At 73.0% G+C, this 19,542-nt stretch carries 20 protein-coding genes; 13 read left to right on the forward strand and 7 right to left on the reverse strand.

The features are described 5' to 3' along the window. The 6 genes from ACN27A_RS23635 to ACN27A_RS23660 are packed head-to-tail and all read left to right on the forward strand — an operon-like array spanning window position 1 to window position 6,273. Window positions 1-648: a histidine phosphatase family protein gene (locus ACN27A_RS23635; protein WP_421456870.1), complete on the forward strand. Its 648-nt coding sequence runs from the start codon at window positions 1-3 to the stop codon at window positions 646-648. Further along, the gene (locus ACN27A_RS23640) at window positions 648-1,223 is read left to right on the forward strand and encodes a TlpA family protein disulfide reductase (protein ID WP_421456871.1); all 576 of its coding nucleotides are present in this window, start codon (window positions 648-650) and stop codon (window positions 1,221-1,223) included. Before ACN27A_RS23635 ends, ACN27A_RS23640 begins: the two co-directional genes overlap by 1 nt. Further along, the gene (locus ACN27A_RS23645; RefSeq protein ID WP_421456872.1) at window positions 1,223-2,092 is read left to right on the forward strand and encodes a cytochrome c biogenesis CcdA family protein; all 870 of its coding nucleotides are present in this window, start codon (window positions 1,223-1,225) and stop codon (window positions 2,090-2,092) included. The genes ACN27A_RS23640 and ACN27A_RS23645 overlap by 1 nt, the downstream gene beginning before the upstream one ends. After that, window positions 2,092-3,756, forward strand: coding sequence for a cytochrome c biogenesis protein ResB (resB, locus tag ACN27A_RS23650; RefSeq protein ID WP_421456873.1), 1,665 nt, complete (start codon window positions 2,092-2,094; stop codon window positions 3,754-3,756). The genes ACN27A_RS23645 and resB overlap by 1 nt, the downstream gene beginning before the upstream one ends. Continuing rightward, window positions 3,756-4,733 (forward strand): c-type cytochrome biogenesis protein CcsB, encoded by a 978-nt coding sequence (gene ccsB / locus ACN27A_RS23655; RefSeq protein ID WP_311412219.1) that lies wholly within the window; start codon window positions 3,756-3,758, stop codon window positions 4,731-4,733. Before resB ends, ccsB begins: the two co-directional genes overlap by 1 nt. 58 nt (window positions 4,734-4,791) lie before the next feature. After that, window positions 4,792-6,273 (forward strand): ATP-binding protein, encoded by a 1,482-nt coding sequence (locus tag ACN27A_RS23660; RefSeq protein ID WP_421456874.1) that lies wholly within the window; start codon window positions 4,792-4,794, stop codon window positions 6,271-6,273. Window positions 6,274-6,303: 30 nt separating this feature from the next. Here the strand turns inward: ACN27A_RS23660 and ACN27A_RS23665 are convergent, their stop codons facing one another. The 3 genes from ACN27A_RS23665 to ACN27A_RS23675 all read right to left on the reverse strand — a co-directional run bounded on the left by ACN27A_RS23665 (window position 6,304) and on the right by ACN27A_RS23675 (window position 8,920). Further along, entirely contained in the window at window positions 6,304-7,632 is a 1,329-nt protein-coding gene (locus tag ACN27A_RS23665; protein ID WP_421456875.1) for a hypothetical protein, read from the reverse strand. Then, complete coding sequence (locus ACN27A_RS23670; protein ID WP_421456876.1) at window positions 7,632-8,003, reverse strand: hypothetical protein; 372 nt, start codon at window positions 8,001-8,003, stop codon at window positions 7,632-7,634. Before ACN27A_RS23670 ends, ACN27A_RS23665 begins: the two co-directional genes overlap by 1 nt. A 440-nt stretch (window positions 8,004-8,443) precedes the next feature. Further along, window positions 8,444-8,920 (reverse strand): MarR family winged helix-turn-helix transcriptional regulator, encoded by a 477-nt coding sequence (locus ACN27A_RS23675; RefSeq protein WP_132232202.1) that lies wholly within the window; start codon window positions 8,918-8,920, stop codon window positions 8,444-8,446. Window positions 8,921-9,036: 116 nt separating this feature from the next. Here ACN27A_RS23675 and ACN27A_RS23680 point away from each other — a divergent pair, with 116 nt between their 5' ends. After that, window positions 9,037-9,594 carry a carboxymuconolactone decarboxylase family protein gene (locus ACN27A_RS23680; RefSeq protein WP_421456877.1) on the forward strand — a complete coding sequence of 186 codons (558 nt, stop codon included), beginning with the start codon at window positions 9,037-9,039 and terminating at the stop codon, window positions 9,592-9,594. A gap of 84 nt (window positions 9,595-9,678) precedes the next feature. On the opposite strand, the gene ACN27A_RS23685 is transcribed toward ACN27A_RS23680, so the two are convergent. Next, window positions 9,679-11,028, reverse strand: coding sequence for a hypothetical protein (locus ACN27A_RS23685; protein ID WP_421456878.1), 1,350 nt, complete (start codon window positions 11,026-11,028; stop codon window positions 9,679-9,681). Window positions 11,029-11,275: 247 nt separating this feature from the next. Between ACN27A_RS23685 and ACN27A_RS23690 the strand changes: the two genes are divergently transcribed. Together ACN27A_RS23690 and mqnP are read left to right on the forward strand one after the other, a co-directional pair. Further along, window positions 11,276-12,736, forward strand: coding sequence for a menaquinone biosynthesis decarboxylase (locus ACN27A_RS23690; protein WP_421456879.1), 1,461 nt, complete (start codon window positions 11,276-11,278; stop codon window positions 12,734-12,736). Continuing rightward, a complete protein-coding gene (gene mqnP, locus ACN27A_RS23695) occupies window positions 12,736-13,647 on the forward strand; it encodes a menaquinone biosynthesis prenyltransferase MqnP (RefSeq protein WP_421456880.1) in 912 nt (303 codons plus the stop codon). Before ACN27A_RS23690 ends, mqnP begins: the two co-directional genes overlap by 1 nt. A gap of 61 nt (window positions 13,648-13,708) precedes the next feature. Here mqnP and ACN27A_RS23700 read toward each other — a convergent pair whose 3' ends face one another. Further along, the gene (locus ACN27A_RS23700; protein ID WP_421456881.1) at window positions 13,709-14,713 is read right to left on the reverse strand and encodes a terpene synthase family protein; all 1,005 of its coding nucleotides are present in this window, start codon (window positions 14,711-14,713) and stop codon (window positions 13,709-13,711) included. Between the two features lie 195 nt (window positions 14,714-14,908). Here ACN27A_RS23700 and ACN27A_RS23705 point away from each other — a divergent pair, with 195 nt between their 5' ends. Next, window positions 14,909-15,538, forward strand: coding sequence for a UbiX family flavin prenyltransferase (locus ACN27A_RS23705; RefSeq protein ID WP_132232192.1), 630 nt, complete (start codon window positions 14,909-14,911; stop codon window positions 15,536-15,538). Window positions 15,539-15,604: 66 nt separating this feature from the next. Here the strand turns inward: ACN27A_RS23705 and ACN27A_RS23710 are convergent, their stop codons facing one another. Then, the gene (locus ACN27A_RS23710; protein ID WP_132232190.1) at window positions 15,605-15,871 is read right to left on the reverse strand and encodes a BldC family transcriptional regulator; all 267 of its coding nucleotides are present in this window, start codon (window positions 15,869-15,871) and stop codon (window positions 15,605-15,607) included. Between the two features lie 268 nt (window positions 15,872-16,139). Between ACN27A_RS23710 and ACN27A_RS23715 the strand changes: the two genes are divergently transcribed. The 3 genes from ACN27A_RS23715 (at window position 16,140) to ACN27A_RS23725 (ending at window position 18,731) form a co-directional block, all read left to right on the forward strand. Continuing rightward, a complete protein-coding gene (locus ACN27A_RS23715; RefSeq protein WP_151454997.1) occupies window positions 16,140-16,598 on the forward strand; it encodes an Lrp/AsnC family transcriptional regulator in 459 nt (152 codons plus the stop codon). A gap of 191 nt (window positions 16,599-16,789) precedes the next feature. After that, window positions 16,790-17,617, forward strand: coding sequence for an SDR family NAD(P)-dependent oxidoreductase (locus tag ACN27A_RS23720; RefSeq protein ID WP_421456882.1), 828 nt, complete (start codon window positions 16,790-16,792; stop codon window positions 17,615-17,617). Between the two features lie 22 nt (window positions 17,618-17,639). Further along, window positions 17,640-18,731, forward strand: coding sequence for a PLP-dependent cysteine synthase family protein (locus ACN27A_RS23725; RefSeq protein ID WP_421456883.1), 1,092 nt, complete (start codon window positions 17,640-17,642; stop codon window positions 18,729-18,731). Window positions 18,732-18,849: 118 nt separating this feature from the next. Here ACN27A_RS23725 and ACN27A_RS23730 read toward each other — a convergent pair whose 3' ends face one another. Beyond that, a complete protein-coding gene (locus tag ACN27A_RS23730) occupies window positions 18,850-19,470 on the reverse strand; it encodes a putative glycolipid-binding domain-containing protein (RefSeq protein WP_421458575.1) in 621 nt (206 codons plus the stop codon). Between the last annotated feature and the right edge of the window lie 72 nt (window positions 19,471-19,542).

Raw genomic sequence — 19,542 nt, forward strand, 5'->3', positions numbered from 1 at the left:
GTGAGCAAGACGGTGGTCCACGTGCTGCGGCACGGCGAGGTACACAACCCGGACGGCATCCTCTACGGCCGGCTGCCGGGCTTCCGGCTCTCCGAGCTCGGCGTGCAGATGGCCAAGGCCGCCGCGCAGGGGCTGGCCGAGCGGGAGGTCGTGCACGTGGTGGCCAGCCCGCTGGAGCGCGCCCAGCAGACGGCCGAGCCGATCGCCGGGCAGTTCGGGCTGCCGGTCGGCGTGGACGAGCGGCTCATCGAGAGCGCCAACTGGTTCGAGGGCAAGAAGGTCTCGCCCGGCGACGGCTCGTTCCGCGACCCGCGTAACTGGTGGGTGCTGCGGGACCCGGTCACCCCGTCCTGGGGCGAGGCCTACCGGGCCATCGCGGAGCGGATGTTCGCCGCCCTGCACGCCGCCCGGGTGGCGGCCGAGGGGCGCGAGGCCGTGCTGGTCTCCCACCAGCTGCCGATCTGGACGCTGCGCCGCCACGTCGAGCGCAAGCGGCTCTGGCACGACCCGCGCAAGCGCCAGTGCGGGCTGGCCAGCCTCACCTCCTTCCACTTCGACGGCGCCAAGGTGGTCGGCATCGGCTACTCCGAGCCGGCCGCGCACCTGATCGCGATGTCGCCGACAGCCAGGACGGCCAAGGGGGCCTGATGAACGCCCGGAGGTTGACCGCGGGTCTGCTCGCCGCCGTCGTGACGGTGGCGCTGGCGGGCTGCTCGTCGCGCGACGGCGAGGAGGCGTGCGACAACTCCGGCGGCATCATCGAGTGCGCTCCCGACCAGCGCTCGGCCGCCCCGAAGCTCGCCGGTGAGCTGCTCACCGGCGGCAGCCACGACGTGGCGAGGGACCGCGGCCAGGTCGTGGTGGTCAACTTCTGGGGCTCGTGGTGCGCGCCGTGCCGGGCGGAGGCGGACGACCTGGAGAACACGTACCAGGCCACGAAGGCCTCCGGGGTGACCTTCCTGGGCATCAACATCCAGGACCAGCGGGACAAGGCGCTCGCCTTCGAGGAGAGCTTCAAGGTCACCTACCCGAGTCTCTTCGACCCGCCGAGCCGGCTGGCGCTGGCCCTGGACATCCCGCCGAACACCATCCCGGCCACCGTCGTGCTGGACCGGGACGGCCGGATCGCCGTGGTGATCCGCGCGGCGGTGAAGCAGGAGGGCCTCCAGCCCATCGTCGAGCGGATCGCGGCCGAGAAGCCCGCGCCCAACGGTTCCCGCTGATGGGCGAGACGTTCTCCGAACTCGCCCAGTCGGGTCCGCTGCTGCTCGCCATCGGCGCGGCGGCGCTCGCGGGGCTGGTCAGCTTCCTCTCCCCGTGCGTGCTCCCGCTGGTGCCGGGCTACCTGTCGTACGTCACCGGCCTCGCCGGCGCCGACCTCGAAACCCGCCGCCCGCAGGTCAGGAAGGGCCCCCCGTCAACGGATTCGGTAGAGGAAGGGGCCCTTGCACACACCGAGGGCGGTGCGGGCGGGGTGGCGGTGCGGGAGCGCGCCGAACCGACGACGGCCGCGGTCAAGGGCCGGGTGCTCGCCGGCACGCTGCTCTTCATCGCCGGCTTCACCGTCGTCTTCACCGCCACCGCGATCCTCTTCGCCAGCGTCGGTCGGGTCTTCTTCGAGTACGAGCGGACGCTGGAGATCGTCATCGGCGCGCTGATCGTCGTGCTCGGGCTGAGCTACGTGGGGCTGGTCCCGGGGTTGCAGCGGGAGTTCCGGATCCAGCGGCTGCCCGCCGCCGGGCTGCTCGGCGCGCCGGTCTTCGGCGCGGTCTTCGCGCTCAGCTGGGTGCCCTGCGTCGGCCCGACCCTCGGCGCGGTGATCGGCATGGCCGCCGTCGGCGGGCAGACCGACCGGGCCGCGGTGCTCGCCGTGGCGTACTGCCTCGGGTTGGGGATTCCGTTCGTCGTCTTCGGGCTGGGCTTCGAGCGGCTGCTCGGGGTGTTCCGGGCGGTCCGGCGCAACAGCCGCTGGGTCACCCGGCTGGGCGGGGCGCTGCTGATCCTGATCGGCCTCGCGCTGGTCACCGGCGGCTGGACGAACTTCGTGATCTGGTTGCAGACCACCGTCGGGGTGGGCGAGGTGAGCATCTGATGACCGTCGTCGACGAGCGGCCCGCACCGCCGGCCGAGGCCCCCCGGCGCCGGCCCAACCGCCTGCTGGCCCTGCTGCGCAACTCGTGGCGGCAGCTCACCAGCATGCGTACGGCCCTGGTGCTGCTCTTCCTGCTCGCGGTGGCCGCCATTCCCGGCTCGGTGCTGCCGCAGCGCGGGGTCAACCCGGAGGACGTGCGGGACTACTTCACCGCGCACCCCGACCTGGCCCCGGTGCTGGACCGGATCGGGGCCTTCGAGGCGTTCGGCTCGGTCTGGTTCTCCGCGATCTACCTGCTGCTCTTCACCTCGCTGATCGGCTGCATCACGCCCCGGCTGCGCGACCACGTGCGGGCGCTGCGGTCGAAGCCGCCGGCCGCGCCGAGGCGGCTGGACCGGCTGCCGCAGCACACGGTGCTGTCCGCGCCCGAGGGGGGCGCGGCGGCGATCGCGGAGGTGCTGCGCCGGCGGCGCTGGCGGGTGGTGGTCCGTGGCGACGAGGTCTCCGCCGAGAAGGGCTACCTCAAGGAGACCGGCAACCTGCTCTTCCACAGCTCGTTGGTGCTCGTGCTGGTCGGCGTCGCGCTCGGCTCCTGGTACGGCTGGAGCGGCAACAAGCTGCTGGTGGCCGGCAAGGACAACGCGTTCTGCAACACCCGCCAGCAGTACGCCGAGAGCAAGCTCGGCCCCCGCGTCAGCAGCGCCGACCTGCCGGGCTTCTGCATCCAGCTCGACGACTTCGACGCCCGGTTCCTGGAGTCCGGCCAGCCGGAGTTCTTCGACGCCAAGGTGACCGTGGACGAGGCCGACGGCGAGCGGCGGCAGGCCAACTTCTCGGTCAACTCCCCGCTGCGCCTCGACGGCGCGAACGTCTACCTGCTCGGTCACGGCTACGCCCCGGTGATCCGCTACACCGACCGGTTCGGCAAGAGCCAGACCAGCAACTTCCCGTTCCTGACGACCGGCGACGTCGGGTTGACCAGCGAGGGGCTGGCGGCGTTCCCGGACATCAACGTGGATCCGGCCACGGGTGAGCGGGATGCGAACACGCAGATGGCCTTCTCCGGTCTCTACCTGCCGACGGCGCCGGCCGCCGCGCCGTTCGCCCGCTCCGAGTACCCGACGGAGCGGAATCCGGCGCTGAACCTCGTCGCCTACCGGGGCAACCTGGGCATGGACGCCGGCATCCCCGGCTCGGTCTACGAGCTGGACCAGCGGCAGGTGGAGGCCGGCAAGGTCAAGGAGGTCGGCACCAAGCTGCTCCGCAAGGGTGAGAGCTGGGAGCTGGACGACGGGACCACGCTCGAGTTCCTGGGCACCGTGCCGTACATCACGCTGTCTGTCCGGTACGACCCCGGCTCGACGCTGCTGCTGGTCAGCTCCGCCGTCCTGCTGGTCGGGCTGATGGGCTCGCTGTTCGGGCGGCGTCGCCGGGTCTTCTTCCGGGTGCTGCCGGCCGGTGCCGCCGACCCCACGAGTGGATCTCCGACGGGCGGTAGTAGTTTGGTCGAGGCCGGTGGCCTGCCGCGCACCGACCATCCCGGGTTCGCCGACGAGTTCGCGCAGCTCGTGGCCGCCGTCGGCGGCGACGGGCGGTCGGACGAGGAGGCCGGTGTCGACCGCGACGGCGGCGACCGGGCCGGAGCGCGAGAAGGAGCCGAGTGATGTCCGCACTCTCCGACCAGCTGGTGTCGTTCGCGATCCTGGCGTACCTGATCGCGATGATCAGCCACGCCGTCGAGTACGCGCTGGGCAACTCCCGCGCCCGGGTGGCCGCGGCACCCGCCCGCGAGCTGGTCGGCGCCGGCGTCGGCGCGGCCGGGGGCAGCACCCCCGACGCGCCCGTCGACACCGGCGCGGCGGCGGCCGAGCGTACGGCCCGACGCGCCCGGTTGGGCGGCCTGGTCGCCGTCGCGGCCACCGCGCTCGGGGCGCTGCTGCACCTGGGGGCGCTGGTCACGCGCGGTCTCGCCGCGGACCGGATGCCCTGGGGCAACATGTACGAGTTCGTGCTCACGGGCACCTGGATCGGGGTCGCCGCCTGGCTGGTGGTGCTCTGGAAGCGGCCGCAGCTGCGCCGCCTCGGGCTGTTCATGTCGCTGGTGATGGTGCTGCTGGTGGCGACCGCCGAGCTGGTGCTCTACACCCCGATCGTGCCGCTGGTGCCGGCGCTCAACTCGTACTGGTTCGTCATCCACGTCTCGACGATCGTCTTCGCCTCCGGCATCTTCCTGCTGGGCGCGGTGCCGGCGGTGGCGTTCCTGATGCGCTCCGGCTACGAGCAGGGTCGGCGCAGCTTCCCGTACACCCTGGCGAAGCGGCTGCCGGCGGCGGCGGCGCTGGAGCGGCTGACCTTCGTGCTGCACGCCTTCGCGTTCCCGGTCTTCACCTTCGCGGTGATCGCCGGGGCGATCTGGGCCGAGGCGGCCTGGGGGCGGCCGTGGGGCTGGGACCCGAAGGAGACCTGGTCGTTCATCTCCTGGGTGATCTACGCCGGCTACCTGCACGCCCGGGCCACCCCGAGCGTGAAGCGGAACGTCGCGACCTGGCTCGCCGTCGTCGGCTTCCTCACCATGCTGATGAACCTGTTCGGCGTGAACATCTTCTTCGAGGGCCTGCACTCCTACGGCGGGCTGGACTGAACCAGCCCCTGCAAGACGTATAACCGCACTTATTATAAGTGTAGTTATACTTCCTGCTGTGCACCTGACGAAGCCGCCCGGGATCTTCGATCGCGACGTCGAGTGGGCTGAGCTGACCCGCTTCGCCACCGACGGCCGTCCGGGCGCGACCCTGGGCGTCGTGAGCGGCCGTCGGCGTCAGGGCAAGACCCTGCTGCTGTACGAGCTGGCCCGCGCCACGGGCGGCTTCTACTTCGGGGCGACCGAGGCGACGCAGGCGGACTCGTTGCGGCGTCTGGGCGAGGCGCTCGGTCGGCACGCGGGCGCTCCCGGGCCGGTGCACCTCGCGGACTGGGCGAGCGCGGTCGACGCACTGCTGGCCCTCGGCCGGGACCGGCCCGTGACGGTGGTGGTCGACGAGTTCCCCTACCTGGCTCGGGCGAGCCGGGACCTGCCGTCGGTGATCCAGCACGCGCTCACCCCCGGCCGTGCCGAGCGCACCGCCTCCCGTACCCGTCTCCTGCTGTGTGGTTCGGCGCTCTCGTTCATGGGTGGGCTGCTGGCCGGCTCCGCGCCGCTACGCGGACGAGCCGGGCTGGAGTTGCCCGTCGCGCCCCTGGACTACCGGTCGGCCGCGGCGTTCTGGGGATTCGACGATCCGTTGCTCGCCGCCCAGGTGTTCGCCATCGTCGGAGGCACGCCGGCCTACCGACGCGAGTACGTGCAGGACGACACGCCCGACGGGCGGGACGACTTCGACGACTGGGTCGTGCGGGCGGTCCTCAATCCCGCCCGCCCGCTGTTCCGCGAGGCGCGCTACCTGCTCGCCGAGGATCCGGACCTCCGGGACACCGCGCTCTACCACTCGGTGCTGTCGGCGGTCGCCGAAGGCAACGGCACCCGTGGCGGCATCGCGGGTTTCATCGGTCGGAAGAGCACCGATCTGCATCACCCCCTCACCGTGCTCGAGGACGCCGGTCTCCTGGTGCGCGAGCTGGACCCGCTGCGCAGCGGCCGCAGCCGCTATCGCATCGCCGAACCGCTGATCACCTTCTACCAGGCCGTCATGCGTCCGGCCTGGACCGCGTTGGAGCAGCGACGCGGCGCGGACGTCTGGCGGCGCTCCCAGCCCCGGTACGCCAGCGCGGTGCTCGGACCGGCGTTCGAGGAGATTGTCCGGCAATGGGCGTTGCGGTTCGCCGACCAGGAGACGTTGGGCGGCCCGGTGGCCGAGGTGAGCGCGGCGGTCCTCACCGATCCGGCCAGCCGGAGCAGCCACGAACTCGACCTCGTCGCCCTCGGCGAGCCGCCGCTCGGGGACGGTCCGCGTCCCCTGCTCGCCATCGGCGAAGTCAAGTGGGGCCGGCTGCTGGGCCGGCCCCACCTGGATCGACTACAGCGGGCGCGCGAGCTGCTCATCGCCCGCCCCGGGCTCGACGCGCGCCACGCGCGGCTGCTGCTGGCCAGCGCCGAGGGGTTCACCGCCGAACTGCGGCAGCTCGCCGTCCACCGACCCGATGTGGTGCTGGTCGATCCTGACCGGCTCTACTCCGGCGCGTAGGCGCGAGACCGAGCAGCCGCGACCGGGCGGTCAGGCCGCGTCGTCCAACTGCCGCCGGACGAGCCGTTCGGTGGCGGTGGCCCCCGTGGGCTGCAACCCTGCGCCGGCGTTCTGCGCCTGGACGTCGATGGTCACCGCGATCCGGTCCGTGCCCGCGATGATCATTTCGAAGATCTTGGCGAACCGTACCTCCATCTCCTTGCCGTCGTCGCCGGTCATCACCAGTCGGCTGCCGTGCGTCGCCTCGTGCAACTGCCGCATCCGCAGGCCGGTGATGTCCTTGTAGCGGAAGTCGAAGGCGTCGGCGTTCGACACGATGCACTTGACGAAGTCCCACTCGCAGGAGAAGACCGAGATGCGGGTCTGTCCGAGCAGCAGGATGACGAACTTGTACCGCGAGAACCGACGGATACCGTCCTTTCCCACCGCCTGTTCGGTGGGCGAGGCGGGACCGATGACGAGTTGCGGCTCGCAGATCAGATCGTCCAGTTCGCGGTCGAGGTGCCGCAGGGCGTGATCGAGAACTCCGAACTTGTCGAAGTGCAGCCACACGTCCATCTGCTCGTCGCTCGGCTTCGGCTCGGCCGCCGCCAGGTCACGCTCGTACGCCGACGTGAGCGCGTTGTACTGGCCGAATCCCTTGACCAGCAGGACGAGGCCGCCCACACCCACGAGCACCGCGAGGCAGAGGTAACCCGACTCCGACAACGACGCGATCACGAGGATCAGCGCGAGAACCAACCCGATGCCGCCGGCGACCATCATGGCCTGCGCGCCACCGGTCGCGGGCGGCACGGGCGTACGGACGAAGTACTTGCGTACGTTCGGCTTGCGTTCCTCGATGCCGGCCTGCGCCACGGCGACGGTGGCCTGCCACAGCCGGTTCTCGCGGTTGCCGAGGAAGGGGGCGATCTCGGCCGCGTGCACCGGGTCGATGTCGCCGGCTCCGGCCTCGATGTCGGCGACGGACGGGCCGGGGTCGTGGCGGTCGGCGTAGTGGTCGCGCTTGACGGCCGCCCAGAGGGCGCGGACGTGCGCCGCGGCGGGGTCGATCTGGAGCGCCCTGCCCAGGTGCTCCTCCACCCGGACCATCACCTGCTGCGCCTCGCGACCCATCCGGCTGGGCCGTCTGCCGCCGAGGAGCGCGAGAGCCAGGTAGTAGTGCGGATCGGAGCCCTTCGCCCCCTTGGCGATCGCCTCGGTGAAGTACTCGGCCGCCCGCTTGTACAGCCGCTCGGCGACGGCCCGCCGCCCGTAGGCCATGAGCTGCTGCGGCCCGTCGGACTTGTTGATGTGCACGTTGTCGGCGTTGATCTGGGCGCCGAAGACGCGCTGGCCGTGCTGGTCGAAGGTGGTCATCAGGAAGCCCCGCCCAACGAGTTCCAGATGGTCGCCATCGCCCCGCCGATCACCGCCAGCGGCGCCGCCGCCTGCAACACCTCGATGGCCCGCCGCAGCCGTCGCGAGGCCTCGCGTTTGTCGTCGCGGGTCAGGCTCTGGCGGGCGCCGTGCAGTTCGTCGACGACGGTGCGGCCGGCCTGCGGGTCGAGGGCGCCGCTGGCCGTGGCCTGCTCCACCGCCCTCAGGACGGCCTCCAGCCGACGGCGGAGCTCCGTCTGGCCGGCGTTGTCGGGCAGACGTTCGAAGGTGCTGTTCCGCAGATCGATGGTTTCGGCGTTGAACTGCTGATCCACGCGCTGGTTCTGCTGATTGAAGGTGGCCATCGCCAACCGTCACCCCCATCTTGCGCCGATGGAAAATGTTTCGGATGGTGGTGACGGAACCATTGGAATTGTCTGCGGGCAATGTCGGAAGATTTACGTCCCCGGGCGGATCCGGCGGGGCCCGACTGAACGGCGGGCAATTCCGCATGGACGGTGCTGGCCGCGTTCGCACGCGGTGTGTTAGCGGGTGACCGAAAGGCCTATGACCGGCTCGGGCGTCCCGGGAAAGGCACCTGTCGGCGGGTGGGCCGGGCCGGTCCGCGGGGCGCGCGGCGCGCACCGTTCGGGCTTCGACCGTTCGGCCGACGGTGACCGGGGGTCTTGACGGCGGGCGGCCGTGCTGCTGCCGGCCTCACCCGACGCCTGCCCGCTCCCGCCTACGGGCGGGTGCCACCCGGGAACCGGGCCGGTGGAGCCCCGCCCAGGGCCGCGAACGCCGCGCGGGGTCAGCCGCCGAACCAGCCGGGCACGTCGAGGCGGAACGGGTTGGCCGGGGTGACCGCGCGCAGGTCGTCCTCCAGGGCGGCGACGCGGTCGGGGCCGAGGGTGGCGGCCCACCGCTGCCGGAGCTGGTCGAAGACGGCCGCCGAGCGGCGCAGGCCGTCCAGGCCGTGCGGGGTCACCCGGACCAGCTTGCGCCGGGCGTCGCGCGGGTCGTCGGCACGCTCCAGGTAGCCGAGGGCGACGAGCCGGTCCACGGTCTTGCCGGCCGCCTGCTTGGAGACGCCGAGCCGCTGGCCCAGCTCGGTGGCGGTGGTGCCCTCGGCGCCGACGGCCTGGAGGACGAAGCCGTGCAGCGGCCGCAGCTCCGGGTGCCCCTGCCGGGCCAGCTCCGCGTGCAGGTCGTCGATGAGCGTACGGAAGCCGGCCAGCAGCAGCAGAGGCAGCAGGAAGCCGGGCCGGTCGGGGTCAGCCGTTGCCACGTTCGACAACCTCGTTTACCATTTCGACAACCACGTTGACGATCCTACGTCACGCGCGGCGCGTCGCCGATCGGGCCGCGCCGGCCGTCCCCGACCCCCCTGAGAGCAGGCTTGCCGTGCCCACGTTCACCGCGCACACCGCCGACACCGCACCCGCCGCCGCCCGGCCGACCATGGAGGGCGTACGCCGCAGGCTCGGGCACCTGCCCGCCGCCGTCGGCCTGATGGCCGAGTCCCCGGAACTGCTCACCGGGTTCCTCACCGTCAACGGCATCTTCGAGAAGTGCGCCCTCGACCCGGTCGAGCGGGAGGTCGTCGTCATGACGGTCGCCACCCGCAACGAGTGCCACCTCTGCGTCGCCATGCACACCGCCGCCCTCGCCCGGCACGGCGCGACGCCCGAGCTGGTCGACGCGCTGCGCGCCGGCACGCCGCTGCCCGACGACCGGCTGGAGGCGCTGCGGCGCTTCACCCTCGCCGTGCTCGACCACCGGGGCGCGGTTCCCGAGGACGGGACCACCGCCTTCCTGACGGCCGGCTACCAGCCCCGGCACGCGCTGGACGTGGTGCTCGGCGTCGGCACGTACACCATCTCCACCCTGGCCAACCGGCTCACCGGCGCCCCGCTCGACGCGCCCCTGGCCGCGTACGCCTGGGAGCCGGCCGCCCGCTGACGCACCCGGGCAGCCGAGGGCGGGTGGGCCGGCCACGGTATGCCCGAGGCCGGCCCACCTCCGTCGAGGGGCGCCGTTCTCCGGTCAGCCGAGCGTGACCGGGGCGGCGTTGTCGGCCGGATCGTCGTCCGGACGCGGGTGGTCGTAGTACGACCTGACCTCGCCGGGGGCGCCCGCGGGCCCGTCGATCCGCAGGTCGAACGGGACCGTGAAGCTCTGCCCGGCGGGGAACACGGCCCCCAGCCAGCAGACCCAGGACGTCGGAGCGCCACCCTCGTCGTCGCCGGTCGGCGAGCAGCCGGGCGGGGTGGCCAGCACGGTCACGCCGGCCGGTGGGGTGAAGAGGAACCCGCCGGCGTTGCCGCCGGAGACGGTGCCGTCCGGCACACCCGGACCGTCGTTGCGGATCCCCACGCTCACCCGCACGGTGGCACCGACGGCGCCGGTGACGGTGGCGCCCACGGCGACGACGTCGAAGGCGCCGTGGATGTCGCGCAGGTAGGTCCCGCCGCCGGGGCCGGTGGCGGTGACCGGATCGAGCGTCCCGCCGACCGGTCGCAGCCGGAGCGCCCGGTCGGCCTCCCGGCGGGTCAGCCGCACGTTGCCGGGCAGCGGCCCCGCGGTGGCCAGCGGCTCCACGAACTGGCTGATGCGCTTGTCGCCGAGGGCGGCCGGACCGATCGTGGTGGCGAGGCCGTTGCGCAGTTCGTGCCGGATCCCGGGCGCGAACGTGCCCCGCACGGTGCAGACCACCACCGTGGCGAGGACGGGATCGGTGCCGTACCGGCAGTTCCGGTAGCTGGCCGGGTGCAGGCCGACCGGAAAGCGGAAGGTCACCCGGAGATCCTCGGCCGGCTGGTCACCGGCGTTGACCACGGCCACGGGCACGGCGTGGACGTCGCCGACCTCGGCGCCCGAGACGTACTCGTCGACCAGGTCGAGGACGTCGGCACCGGAGCGCACGCTGACGGTCGCCTGCTGGGTGTACGGCTCCAGCCCGTCGGCCCGCACCGTGTAGTCCAGCGTGCCGGTCGCGCCGTCGACGGCGCCCGGGACGGCGCGGAACACCACCGGCACCGTGCCGTTGACGGTGCCGTACTCGTCCGGGATCGCCTCCGGCGGCATCGGGCAGGTCACCGAGGTGCCCTCGGTGACACACCAGCTGGGGAAGCTGGCCGTGGCGACGCCGGCGAGACCGGTCAGGTCGACGGTGACCCGGGGGTTGGTGGCGCCGCTGCTGCTCAGGTCCAGCGGTGCCGACCGGCCGGGCGCACCGGCCGCGCCGACGGTGAGGTCGTTGAGCCAGCCGCTGACCCAACCGGGGTCGGTCCGGGCGGCGGCCGGGCCGGCCGCCGTGCCGGTTGCCGCCGCGACCACGGCCAGCACCGTCAGGGCGCGCAGCACGCTGCCGCGCGGGAAGCGCACAGTTGTCATCGATCTCCTTCGTGGGGTGGGCCGGTCCGCGGAGCCGCGGCGGGGCTTCACCGCCGGCCCGGTCGGCGGACCTGATCCTAGTGAGCGCCGGCCGCCCGATCCGGCCCGCCGGAGCGACGATGTTCGATGGCGCGGACCCCGCCGGCGGGAGCGGCCCGGCCGTGCCCGCGCCGCCGTACCGGTGGATCGCCGGTGTCACACCACCCGGCGTGGTCGCCGCCCAGGTCCGTGCGGGAGACTGGCAGGCATGGCGGCTCGTGGCTTCCCGTACACCGATCTCAAGGACTTCCTCGCGGCGCTGGAGCGCGCGGGCGAGCTGCGGCGGGTGAGCGCGCCGGTCGATCCCACCCTGGAGATCAGCGAGATCGTCACCCGGACGGTCCGCGCGGGCGGCCCGGCGCTGCTCTTCGAGCGGCCCACCCGGGGCGAGATGCCGGTGGTGATCAACCTCTTCGGCACCGAGAAGCGGATGGCGATGGCGCTCGGCGTCGAGTCGCTGGACGAGATCGGCGAGCGGATCGGCAACATGCTCAAGCCGGAGCTGCCGGTGGGCCTCTCCGGGATGATGGACGGCCTGGGCAAGGTCAGGCAGCTCACGTCGATGCCGCCGAAGAAGGTCAAAACCGCCCCCTGCCAGCAGGTGGTCTACCGGGGCGACGACGTCGACCTGAACCGGCTGCCGGGGTTGCAGGTCTGGCCGGGTGACGGCGGGATCTTCCACAACTTCGGGCTGACCCACACGAAGCACCCGGAGACCGGCAAGCGCAACCTGGGGCTGTACCGGTTGCAGCAGCACTCGCGGAACAGCATCGGCATGCACTGGCAGATCCACAAGAACTCCACGGCGCACCACGCGGTCGCCGAGCGGCTCGGCCAGCGCCTGCCGGTGGCGATCGCCATCGGCACCGACCCGGCGGTGGCGTACTCGGCCAGCGCGCCGCTCCCCGCCGACATCGACGAATACCTGTTCGCCGGGTACCTGCGCGGCGAGCGCGTCGAGATGGTGGACTGCCTGACCGTCCCGTTGCAGGTGCCGGCGCACGCGCAGATCGTCCTGGAGGGCTACATCGAGCCGGGCGAGCGGCTCCCGGAGGGCCCGTTCGGCGACCACACCGGCTTCTACACCCCGGTGGAGCCCTTCCCCGTCATGCACATCGAGTGCATGACCACGCAGCGCGACCCGGTCTACCACACGATCGTCACGTCCCAGCCGCCCCAGGAGGACCACGGCCTCGGCAAGGCCACCGAGCGGATCTTCGCGCCGCTGCTGCGCTTCCTGATCCCGGACATCGTCGACTACGACCTGCCCGCCGCCGGGGTGTTCCACAACTGCGCGATCGTGTCGATCCGCAAGCGCTACCCGAAGCACGCCCAGAAGGTCATGAACGCGATCTGGGGCGCGCACATGATGTCGCTGACCAAGCTGATCGTGATCGTCGACGAGGACTGCGACGTGCACGACTACAACGAGGTCGCCTTCCGCGCCTTCGGCAACGTCGACTACGCCCGGGACCTGCTGCTCACCGAGGGCCCGGTGGACCACCTGGACCACGCGTCGTACCAGCAGTTCTGGGGCGGCAAGGCGGGCGTCGACGCGACCCGCAAGCTGCCCGAGGAGGGCTACACCCGGGGCTGGCCGGAGGAGATGCGGATGGCCCCCGAGGTCGTCTCCCTGGTCGACAAGCGCTGGAAGGAGTACGGCATCTGATGGCCACCGCCGTCGAACCGGTGCAGCGACCGGGCCGGGTGAAGTCCTTCCTCAAGCTGGTGGCGATCGAGCACTCCGTGTTCGCGTTGCCGTTCGCGTACCTGTCGGCGCTCACCGCGATGCAGGTCGACGGCGGGCGGGTCCGGTGGCTGGACCTGCTGCTGATCACCGTGGCGATGGTCGGCGCGCGGACGTTCGCAATGGCCGCCAACCGGATCCTGGACCGGCGGATCGACGCGCGGAACCCCCGTACCGCCGGCCGGGAGCTGGTCACCGGGGCGGTCAGCGTGCGGACGGCCTGGACCGGCGCGGCGGTCGCGCTCGTGGTCTTCCTCGCCGCCGCCGCCCTGCTCAACCCGCTCTGCCTGGTGCTCGCGCCGCTCGCCGTGGTGCCGCTGGTCGTCTATCCGTACGGCAAGCGGTTCACCAACTGGCCGCACGCCATCCTGGCGATCGCCCAGGCCGTCGGGCCCGTCGGCGCCTGGCTGGGCGTCACCGGCACCCTCGACGGCTCCTGGCCGGCGTGGCTGCTCGGCGTGGCCGTCGGCCTGTGGATCGGCGGGTTCGACCTGATCTACGCCTGCCAGGACGCCGAGGTGGACCGGGAGATCGGCGTGCACAGCGTGCCGGCCCGCTACGGGCTGCGGTTCGCGCTGCACGCCTCCACGGTCGCGCACGTGGTGACGTTCGCGCTGTTCGTCTGGTTCGGGGCGCTGGTCGGCTTCGGCTGGCTCTGGTGGGTGGGCCTGGCGTTGACCGCCGTCGCCTTCGGCTACCAGCACCTGGTGGTCAGCCCGACCGACCTGAGCAAGGTAAACCGGGCCTTCTTCACCGCCAACGGCTTCGTCGGCATCGCACTGTTCGTCTTCGCCCTGCTCGACCTGGTCGTCCGCCTCGGCCTGCGCGCCTGACCCTGGGCCGTTGCTCGCCCTGCGGGTGCCGGCTGTCGGCGGCTGCGGCCGGGCCAGCCCGTCAGGAAGGGCCCCTTCCGCTACCGGAGGCGTTGACAAGGTGCCCTTCCTCACCGCCGTAGCGGGTGCTCTCCAGGGTCCAGTCGACGGTGGCGCGGACGGCGTTCGCCACCCCGTCGAGGTGGTCGGCGACCGTCCGGTCCAACGCCGGGCCGAACGACGGCACCCCGGCGCGCAGCTCGACGAAGCGCCGCATCGCCGCCCGCCAGCGCTCGGCCGTCAGGCCGACCGCGGTCTCCACCGGCACCCGCTGCTCGGCCGCCGTCGCGAGCACCAGGTTGTGCCCGCCGGAGGTGGCCTCGTCGCGCTCCAGCGAGGCGAGGTCGTTGTACCAGGAGAGCAGGTCGTTGCCGGTGCCGGCGATCTCCCGCAGCAGCGGGTGGTGGTGGACCGGGTCGGGCAGCGGGCGGCCGGTGACGAACTCCACCAGTGGATACGACACGTACGCGGCGGAGGTGGCGCGCCGCAGCGCGACGTACTCGGCGACGCCGGGGCGGCGGCCGGCCGCCTTGTTCGCCGCCTCCCGCCACGTGCCGTCGAGATGGTCGGCGACGGCCCCGGCGAAGCGCAGCCGCCAGCGGGCCGGCATCCGCCGGCGCGGCTCCCGCCACGCGTGCACCAGCAGCCGCCTCAGCGGCCCGGTCAGGCCGGCGTGCCGGAGCCGGGGACCGGCGTGCAGCAGGGTGAGCGCGCCGGCACGCAGCGCCCGGATCTGGTCGGCGTCGAGCCGGCCCGGCCGGTCGCACGCGTCGTCGACCAGGAAGAACCAGGTGAACAGGGCCGTCAACGCCCGCAGGTCGGCCTCGGTGGCGCCGGGGTAGAGCCGGCCGGCGTACCGGGCGACGCCGGCGTGCGCCAGCCGTTGCGGCGCCGCGTCGTCAGTCGTCAGGCCGAGGCCCGGCAGCAGGTCGCCGACCAGCCACCCCTGCACCCGGTCGGCGTGCGGCGAGAGCCGGGGCGGGATGGGGCACTCCGACCGTAGCGACCGGAGGATCTCGCCGGTCATCACCGATTCCTCCCGATTGCGATCCCGCTTCGCGTGGGAACCGCCACCGGCAGCATGTCAGGCCGGCGGGATGGCCGCGCTCCCGGCCCGACATCGCGCCCGTCGGCACACAACCGACAACCGAGTGGGACATCACGGACGCTCCGGGCGGGGGTGCCCGGCATCGGGAGGGGGCGACCAGGCAGGCTGGAGGGCATGCGCGAACCATGGGTGGTCGGAGTCTCCGGGGCGTCCGGCACGCCGTACGCGGCGGCCGTCGTGCGGGCACTGCTCGACGCCGGCGAGCCGGTGGACCTGATCGTCTCCCGGGCCGCCCGGCTGACCGTCCTCGACGAGACCGGGCGCCCGTTCCGGGACGCACACTGGGCCGACGACCTCGCCGCGTGGCTGGGCCGCGACCTCGCGGGCGCCGACGTGCGGCACTGGCCCGCCGGCGACCTCGCCGCCGGCCCGAGCAGCGGCTCCTACCGGGTACGCGGGATGGCGGTGGTCCCGGCGAGCACGGCGGCCTGCGCCGGCATCGCGATCGGGCTCTCCAAGGACCTGTTGCAGCGGGCCGCCGAGGTCAACCTCAAGGAGCGCCGGCCGGTGGTGGTGGTGCCCCGGGAGACGCCGGTGACCCGCAGCCACCTGGAGCATCTGATCGCGCTGCACGACGCCGGAGCGGTGGTGCTGCCGGCCAGTCCCGGCTTCTACGGCGCCGGGGCGGCGGCCTCCGCCCCGCAGCTCGTCGACTTCGTGGCCGGCAAGGTGCTGGACGCCCTCGGCGTACCGCACACGCTGTTCCGACGCTGGTCGGGTGAGCTGGGCGTGGCGCGGGAGTGACCCGGACCCGGCTCACCGCGACGCGGACCGAAGCTTCCGTCCGGCCCGCGTGATGATCCGCACCATTCAGTACATGCCGGCGTTGGCCGGGCCCGGCCCGGTCGAGGTGGCCGGCCCCGCGTTACGCGGCTTGCCGACGTCTTCCGCCTCGTCCAACATGCCCTCCCCCTCAAGCAGGGCCCGCACCTCGGATTCCCGAAACCGGCGATGCCCGCCTGGAGTCCGGATGCTGCCTATCCGGCCCGCCGCTGCCCATCGCGTCACAGTCTTCGGGTCAACCCGAAACAGCGCGGCAACTTCACCCGGTGTCAGCAGGCGATCTCCAGTGTCCACAGCCCCCTCCTCGCGTCGACGAAGCCCCCGGCTGAACACACTGCCCCCGGCCGGTGCGAGCCCAGAGCCGTCATGAGGGACGTATGGCAATTACAGCACCAGCGACCTGGCCTGTCCGCCAAACGCGAAAAACGCACTGAGTGGGAAGTTAGGAAATATTACCTGCGTGCGGCTCCCTTGGCTGTCGGTTTGCAAGCGACTACACCCTGTCATGTCCAACGCGCGCCGGATGCCCGACGTTACGCCCGGACCGCTAGGGTCACAGTCCGTGGACGCCATCGACCTGAGCCTCGTGGAGCTGCTACGCGGCAACGCCCGCCTGTCCTACGCCGAGCTGGCCCGGCAGGTCGGCCTCTCCGCGCCCGCCGTGCACGAGCGGGTCGGCAAGCTGGAGTCCAGCGGCGTGATCCGGGCCTACCGGGCGGAGGTGGAGCCCGAGGCGATCGGCTTCGCCGTCACCGCGCTCATCGGGATCGTGGAGGACTCCGGCGGCGACACCGACGACGTGCTGGAGGCCTTCCGGCAGATGCCCGAGATCGAATCCTGCTACTTCATGGCCGGCGTCGAGTCGTTCCTGCTCAAGGCCAGGGTCGGCACCATCGCCGAGCTGGAGCGGCTCATCGTGCGGCTGAACCGGACCCCGGGCGTCGCCTCCACCCGGACCGGCATCGCCCTCTCCACCAAGTGGGAGAACCGGCCACAGGCCCCGGTGCCTCCCGCCACCTGACCCGCCACCCCGCCCAGCCCCGACGGCCGCGTCCGGTCACCCTCGGCCGTCGGCCGTCGGACGGCCGCCGTCCCGCCACCTGCCCGTCGGCCCTCGGACCGCCGCCGTCCCGCCACCTGCCCGTCGGCAGTCGCACAGCCGCGTCCGGCCGGCTCTGGCGCGCGGTCGCCGGGCGGCGATAGCGTGCGCCGATGACGAAGCCAGCCCCCGGGACGGCGGTGGTCACCGGTGCGGCCGGCGGCCTCGGCCGCGCCATCGCCGCCGCGCTGCACGCCGATGGCTGGCCGGTGCTCCTCACCGACCACGACGACCAGGCGGTGGCCCGTGCCGCCGCCCCGCTGGGCGGCTGGTCGCGCCCGCTGGACGTACGCGACTCCGACGCCTGCGCCGCCGTCGCCGCCGAGGCCGCCGGCCGGGGCGGGCTCGGCCTCTGGGTGAACAACGCGGGGATCCTCGTTACCGGCCCCTCGTGGGAGCACGACGCGGCGACCCGCCGCCGGGTGGTCGAGGTCAACGCCCTCGGCGCGATGAACGGCACCCTCGCCGCGCTGGCCGTCATGCGGGAACAGGAGCACGGGCACGTGGTCAACGTCGTGTCGCTGGCCGGCCTGGTGGCCGCGCCCGGCGAGACCGTCTACGCGGCCAGCAAGCACGCCCTCGTCGCGTTCAGCATCGGCACGCTCGCCGACCTGCGGCTGGCCGGGCACCGGGGCGTACACGTGTCGTGCCTGTGCCCGGACGGGATCTGGACGCCGATGCTGCACGACCGGCTCGACGACCCGGGCGCCGCGGCCTCCTTCACCGGGACGCTGCTGACCCCCGAGCGGGTGGCCCGGCGGGCCGCGCGGCTGGCCCGGCGGCCCCGCCCGGTCGTCAGCGTCCCCCGCTGGCGCGGCGCGCAGGTCCGGCTCCTCGACGCGCTGCCCGGCGTCGCCGTGCGCCTCGCCCCGCTGATCCTCGCGGCCGGCCGGGCCGGGCAGCGCCGCCAGCTCCGCCGGATCGGGGCCGGTCCGCGGTGAGCGGGCTTGCTAAGTTTCGAACGTGACTCACATCGACCGGTGCGACGAGGCCAGCCGGCGCTGGGTGACCGAGGCGATCGCCGCCGTGGAGGCGGACGCCAACCGCTCCGCCGACACCCACCTGCTGCCGTTCCCGCTTCCCCGGTCGTGGGGGATCGACCTCTACCTCAAGGACGAGTCGGTGCACCCGACCGGCTCGCTGAAGCACCGGCTGGCCCGTTCGCTCTTCCTCTACGGGCTGTGCAACGGCTGGATCGGCCCGGAGACCACGATCGTGGAGGCGTCCTCCGGCTCGACGGCGGTCTCCGAGGCATACTTCGCGCGGATGCTGGGGCTGCCGTTCATCGCGGTGATGCCCGCCTCCACCTCGCCGGAGAAGATCGCCCAGATCGAGTTCCAGGGTGGCCGCTGCCACCTCGTCGACGACCCGGCCAAGGTGGTCGTGGAGGCCCGCTGGCTGGCGGAGGACTCCGGCGGGCACTTCATGGACCAGTTCACCTACGCCGAGCGCGCCACCGACTGGCGGGGCAACAACAACATCGCCGAGTCGATCTACGCGCAGCTCGCCCTGGAACGGCACCCGGTGCCGGCGTGGGTCGTGGTGGGCGCCGGCACGGGCGGCACCAGCGCCACCATCGGCCGCTACGCCCGCTACCAGCGGCTGCCCACCAAGCTGTGCGTGGTCGACCCGGAGAACTCCGCGTTCTATCCCGCCTGGCAGGCCGCCGACTGGTCGGTGCGCACCGGACGGGGCTCCCGCATCGAGGGGATCGGCCGGCCGACCGTCGAGGCGTCGTTCGTGCCGTCGGTGGTGGACCGGATGGTCCAGGTGCCCGACGCCGCCTCGCTGGCCGCCATGCGCGCCGGGTCGGCCGTGCTCGGCCGCCGGGTGGGCGGCTCGACCGGCACCAACCTGTGGGGCGCCTTCGGGCTGATCGCGGAGCTGCTCGCCGAGGGCCGCACCGGCTCGGTGGTCACCCTGATCTGCGACGCCGGCGACCGCTACGCCGACACCTACTACTCCGACGACTGGCTGGCCGCCCAGGGACTGGACCCGACCCCGCACCTGGCGACCGTCGAGCGCTTCCTCGACACGGGCGCCTGGCCGGCCTGAGCCGCCGCGTTGGCCTGAGTTGCCTGGCCAGCCTGCGCCGCCTGGGTGGCCTGAGCCGGCGGGGTGGGCGAGCCAGCCTGGCCGACCCGGGTCGTCGGGGGAGGCGTCCGCAGCCCGGTCAGCGCGGGTCGACGCGCTCGGCCAGCCCGGGGTAGCGCACCACGTAGCCGTCGCCGTCGAGGTCGATGTCGGCGGTGAAGGTGTCGCTGGTGAAGCGGACCCGGCCGGGGCCGAGCGGGGTGTAGACCTGCTCGGCGGGCACCACCAGCAGGCTGGGCACCAGCACCCAGGCGACGTCGATCCGGTGCGGGGTGTCGGCCGCGGCGCGGGGCAGCCCGAGCCGGCGCACCGGTAGCGCGTTGAACAGCGCCGCCCCGCCGAGATCGACGTCGACCGCCCCGGCCAGCCGGTGCGGGTCGTCGGTGCCGGGCAGCCCGACCGGCGGGTGGCCGGCCGCCCGCAGCGCCGCGTCCAGGTCACCCTGCTCGGCGGTGGTCACCCGCCACCCGTCGGTCACCCGCTCCAGGCGTACGCTTCGCAGCCACCCGGTGCCCTCCGCCTCGACCTCGACGCGGAGGGTGGCCCACTCCGGGTCGGTGGCGAGCTGGTAGCGGCAGGTGTAGGGGATCGGGTCGACGGCCGTGAGCGTGCCCCGCGCCGTCAGCCCACGGCCGTCGTCGAACAGCGCGTGCTCCGCGCCGGCGGTGTCCGTCCGGGTCCAGAAGAGCGACTTCGGCATGGTCGGCATGAGCCGGACGTTACGCGACCCGGCCGACACCGGCAGCGAATGCGCGAACGCCGCCGCGGAGCT

The sequence above is a fragment of the Micromonospora sp. WMMD737 genome, assembly GCF_049179055.1.
Taxonomy (GTDB): domain Bacteria; phylum Actinomycetota; class Actinomycetes; order Mycobacteriales; family Micromonosporaceae; genus Micromonospora; species Micromonospora reichwaldensis.

Bases quoted from the DNA above. Each gene is read 5' to 3' on its own strand.
- ACN27A_RS23640 (WP_421456871.1), top strand. From the start codon at position 648: ATGAACGCCCGGAGGTTGACCGCGGGTCTGCTCGCCGCCGTCGTGACG.
- ACN27A_RS23645 (WP_421456872.1), top strand. From the start codon at position 1,223: ATGGGCGAGACGTTCTCCGAACTCGCCCAGTCGGGTCCGCTGCTGCTC.
- resB (WP_421456873.1), top strand. From the start codon at position 2,092: ATGACCGTCGTCGACGAGCGGCCCGCACCGCCGGCCGAGGCCCCCCGG.
- ccsB (WP_311412219.1), top strand. From the start codon at position 3,756: ATGTCCGCACTCTCCGACCAGCTGGTGTCGTTCGCGATCCTGGCGTAC.
- ACN27A_RS23665 (WP_421456875.1), bottom strand. From the start codon at position 7,632: ATGACCACCTTCGACCAGCACGGCCAGCGCGTCTTCGGCGCCCAGATC.
- ACN27A_RS23685 (WP_421456878.1), bottom strand. From the start codon at position 11,028: ATGACAACTGTGCGCTTCCCGCGCGGCAGCGTGCTGCGCGCCCTGACG.
- ACN27A_RS23690 (WP_421456879.1), top strand. From the start codon at position 11,276: ATGGCGGCTCGTGGCTTCCCGTACACCGATCTCAAGGACTTCCTCGCG.
- mqnP (WP_421456880.1), top strand. From the start codon at position 12,736: ATGGCCACCGCCGTCGAACCGGTGCAGCGACCGGGCCGGGTGAAGTCC.
- ACN27A_RS23700 (WP_421456881.1), bottom strand. From the start codon at position 14,713: ATGACCGGCGAGATCCTCCGGTCGCTACGGTCGGAGTGCCCCATCCCG.
- ACN27A_RS23705 (WP_132232192.1), top strand. From the start codon at position 14,909: ATGCGCGAACCATGGGTGGTCGGAGTCTCCGGGGCGTCCGGCACGCCG.
- ACN27A_RS23720 (WP_421456882.1), top strand. From the start codon at position 16,790: ATGACGAAGCCAGCCCCCGGGACGGCGGTGGTCACCGGTGCGGCCGGC.
- ACN27A_RS23730 (WP_421458575.1), bottom strand. From the start codon at position 19,470: ATGCCGAAGTCGCTCTTCTGGACCCGGACGGACACCGCCGGCGCGGAG.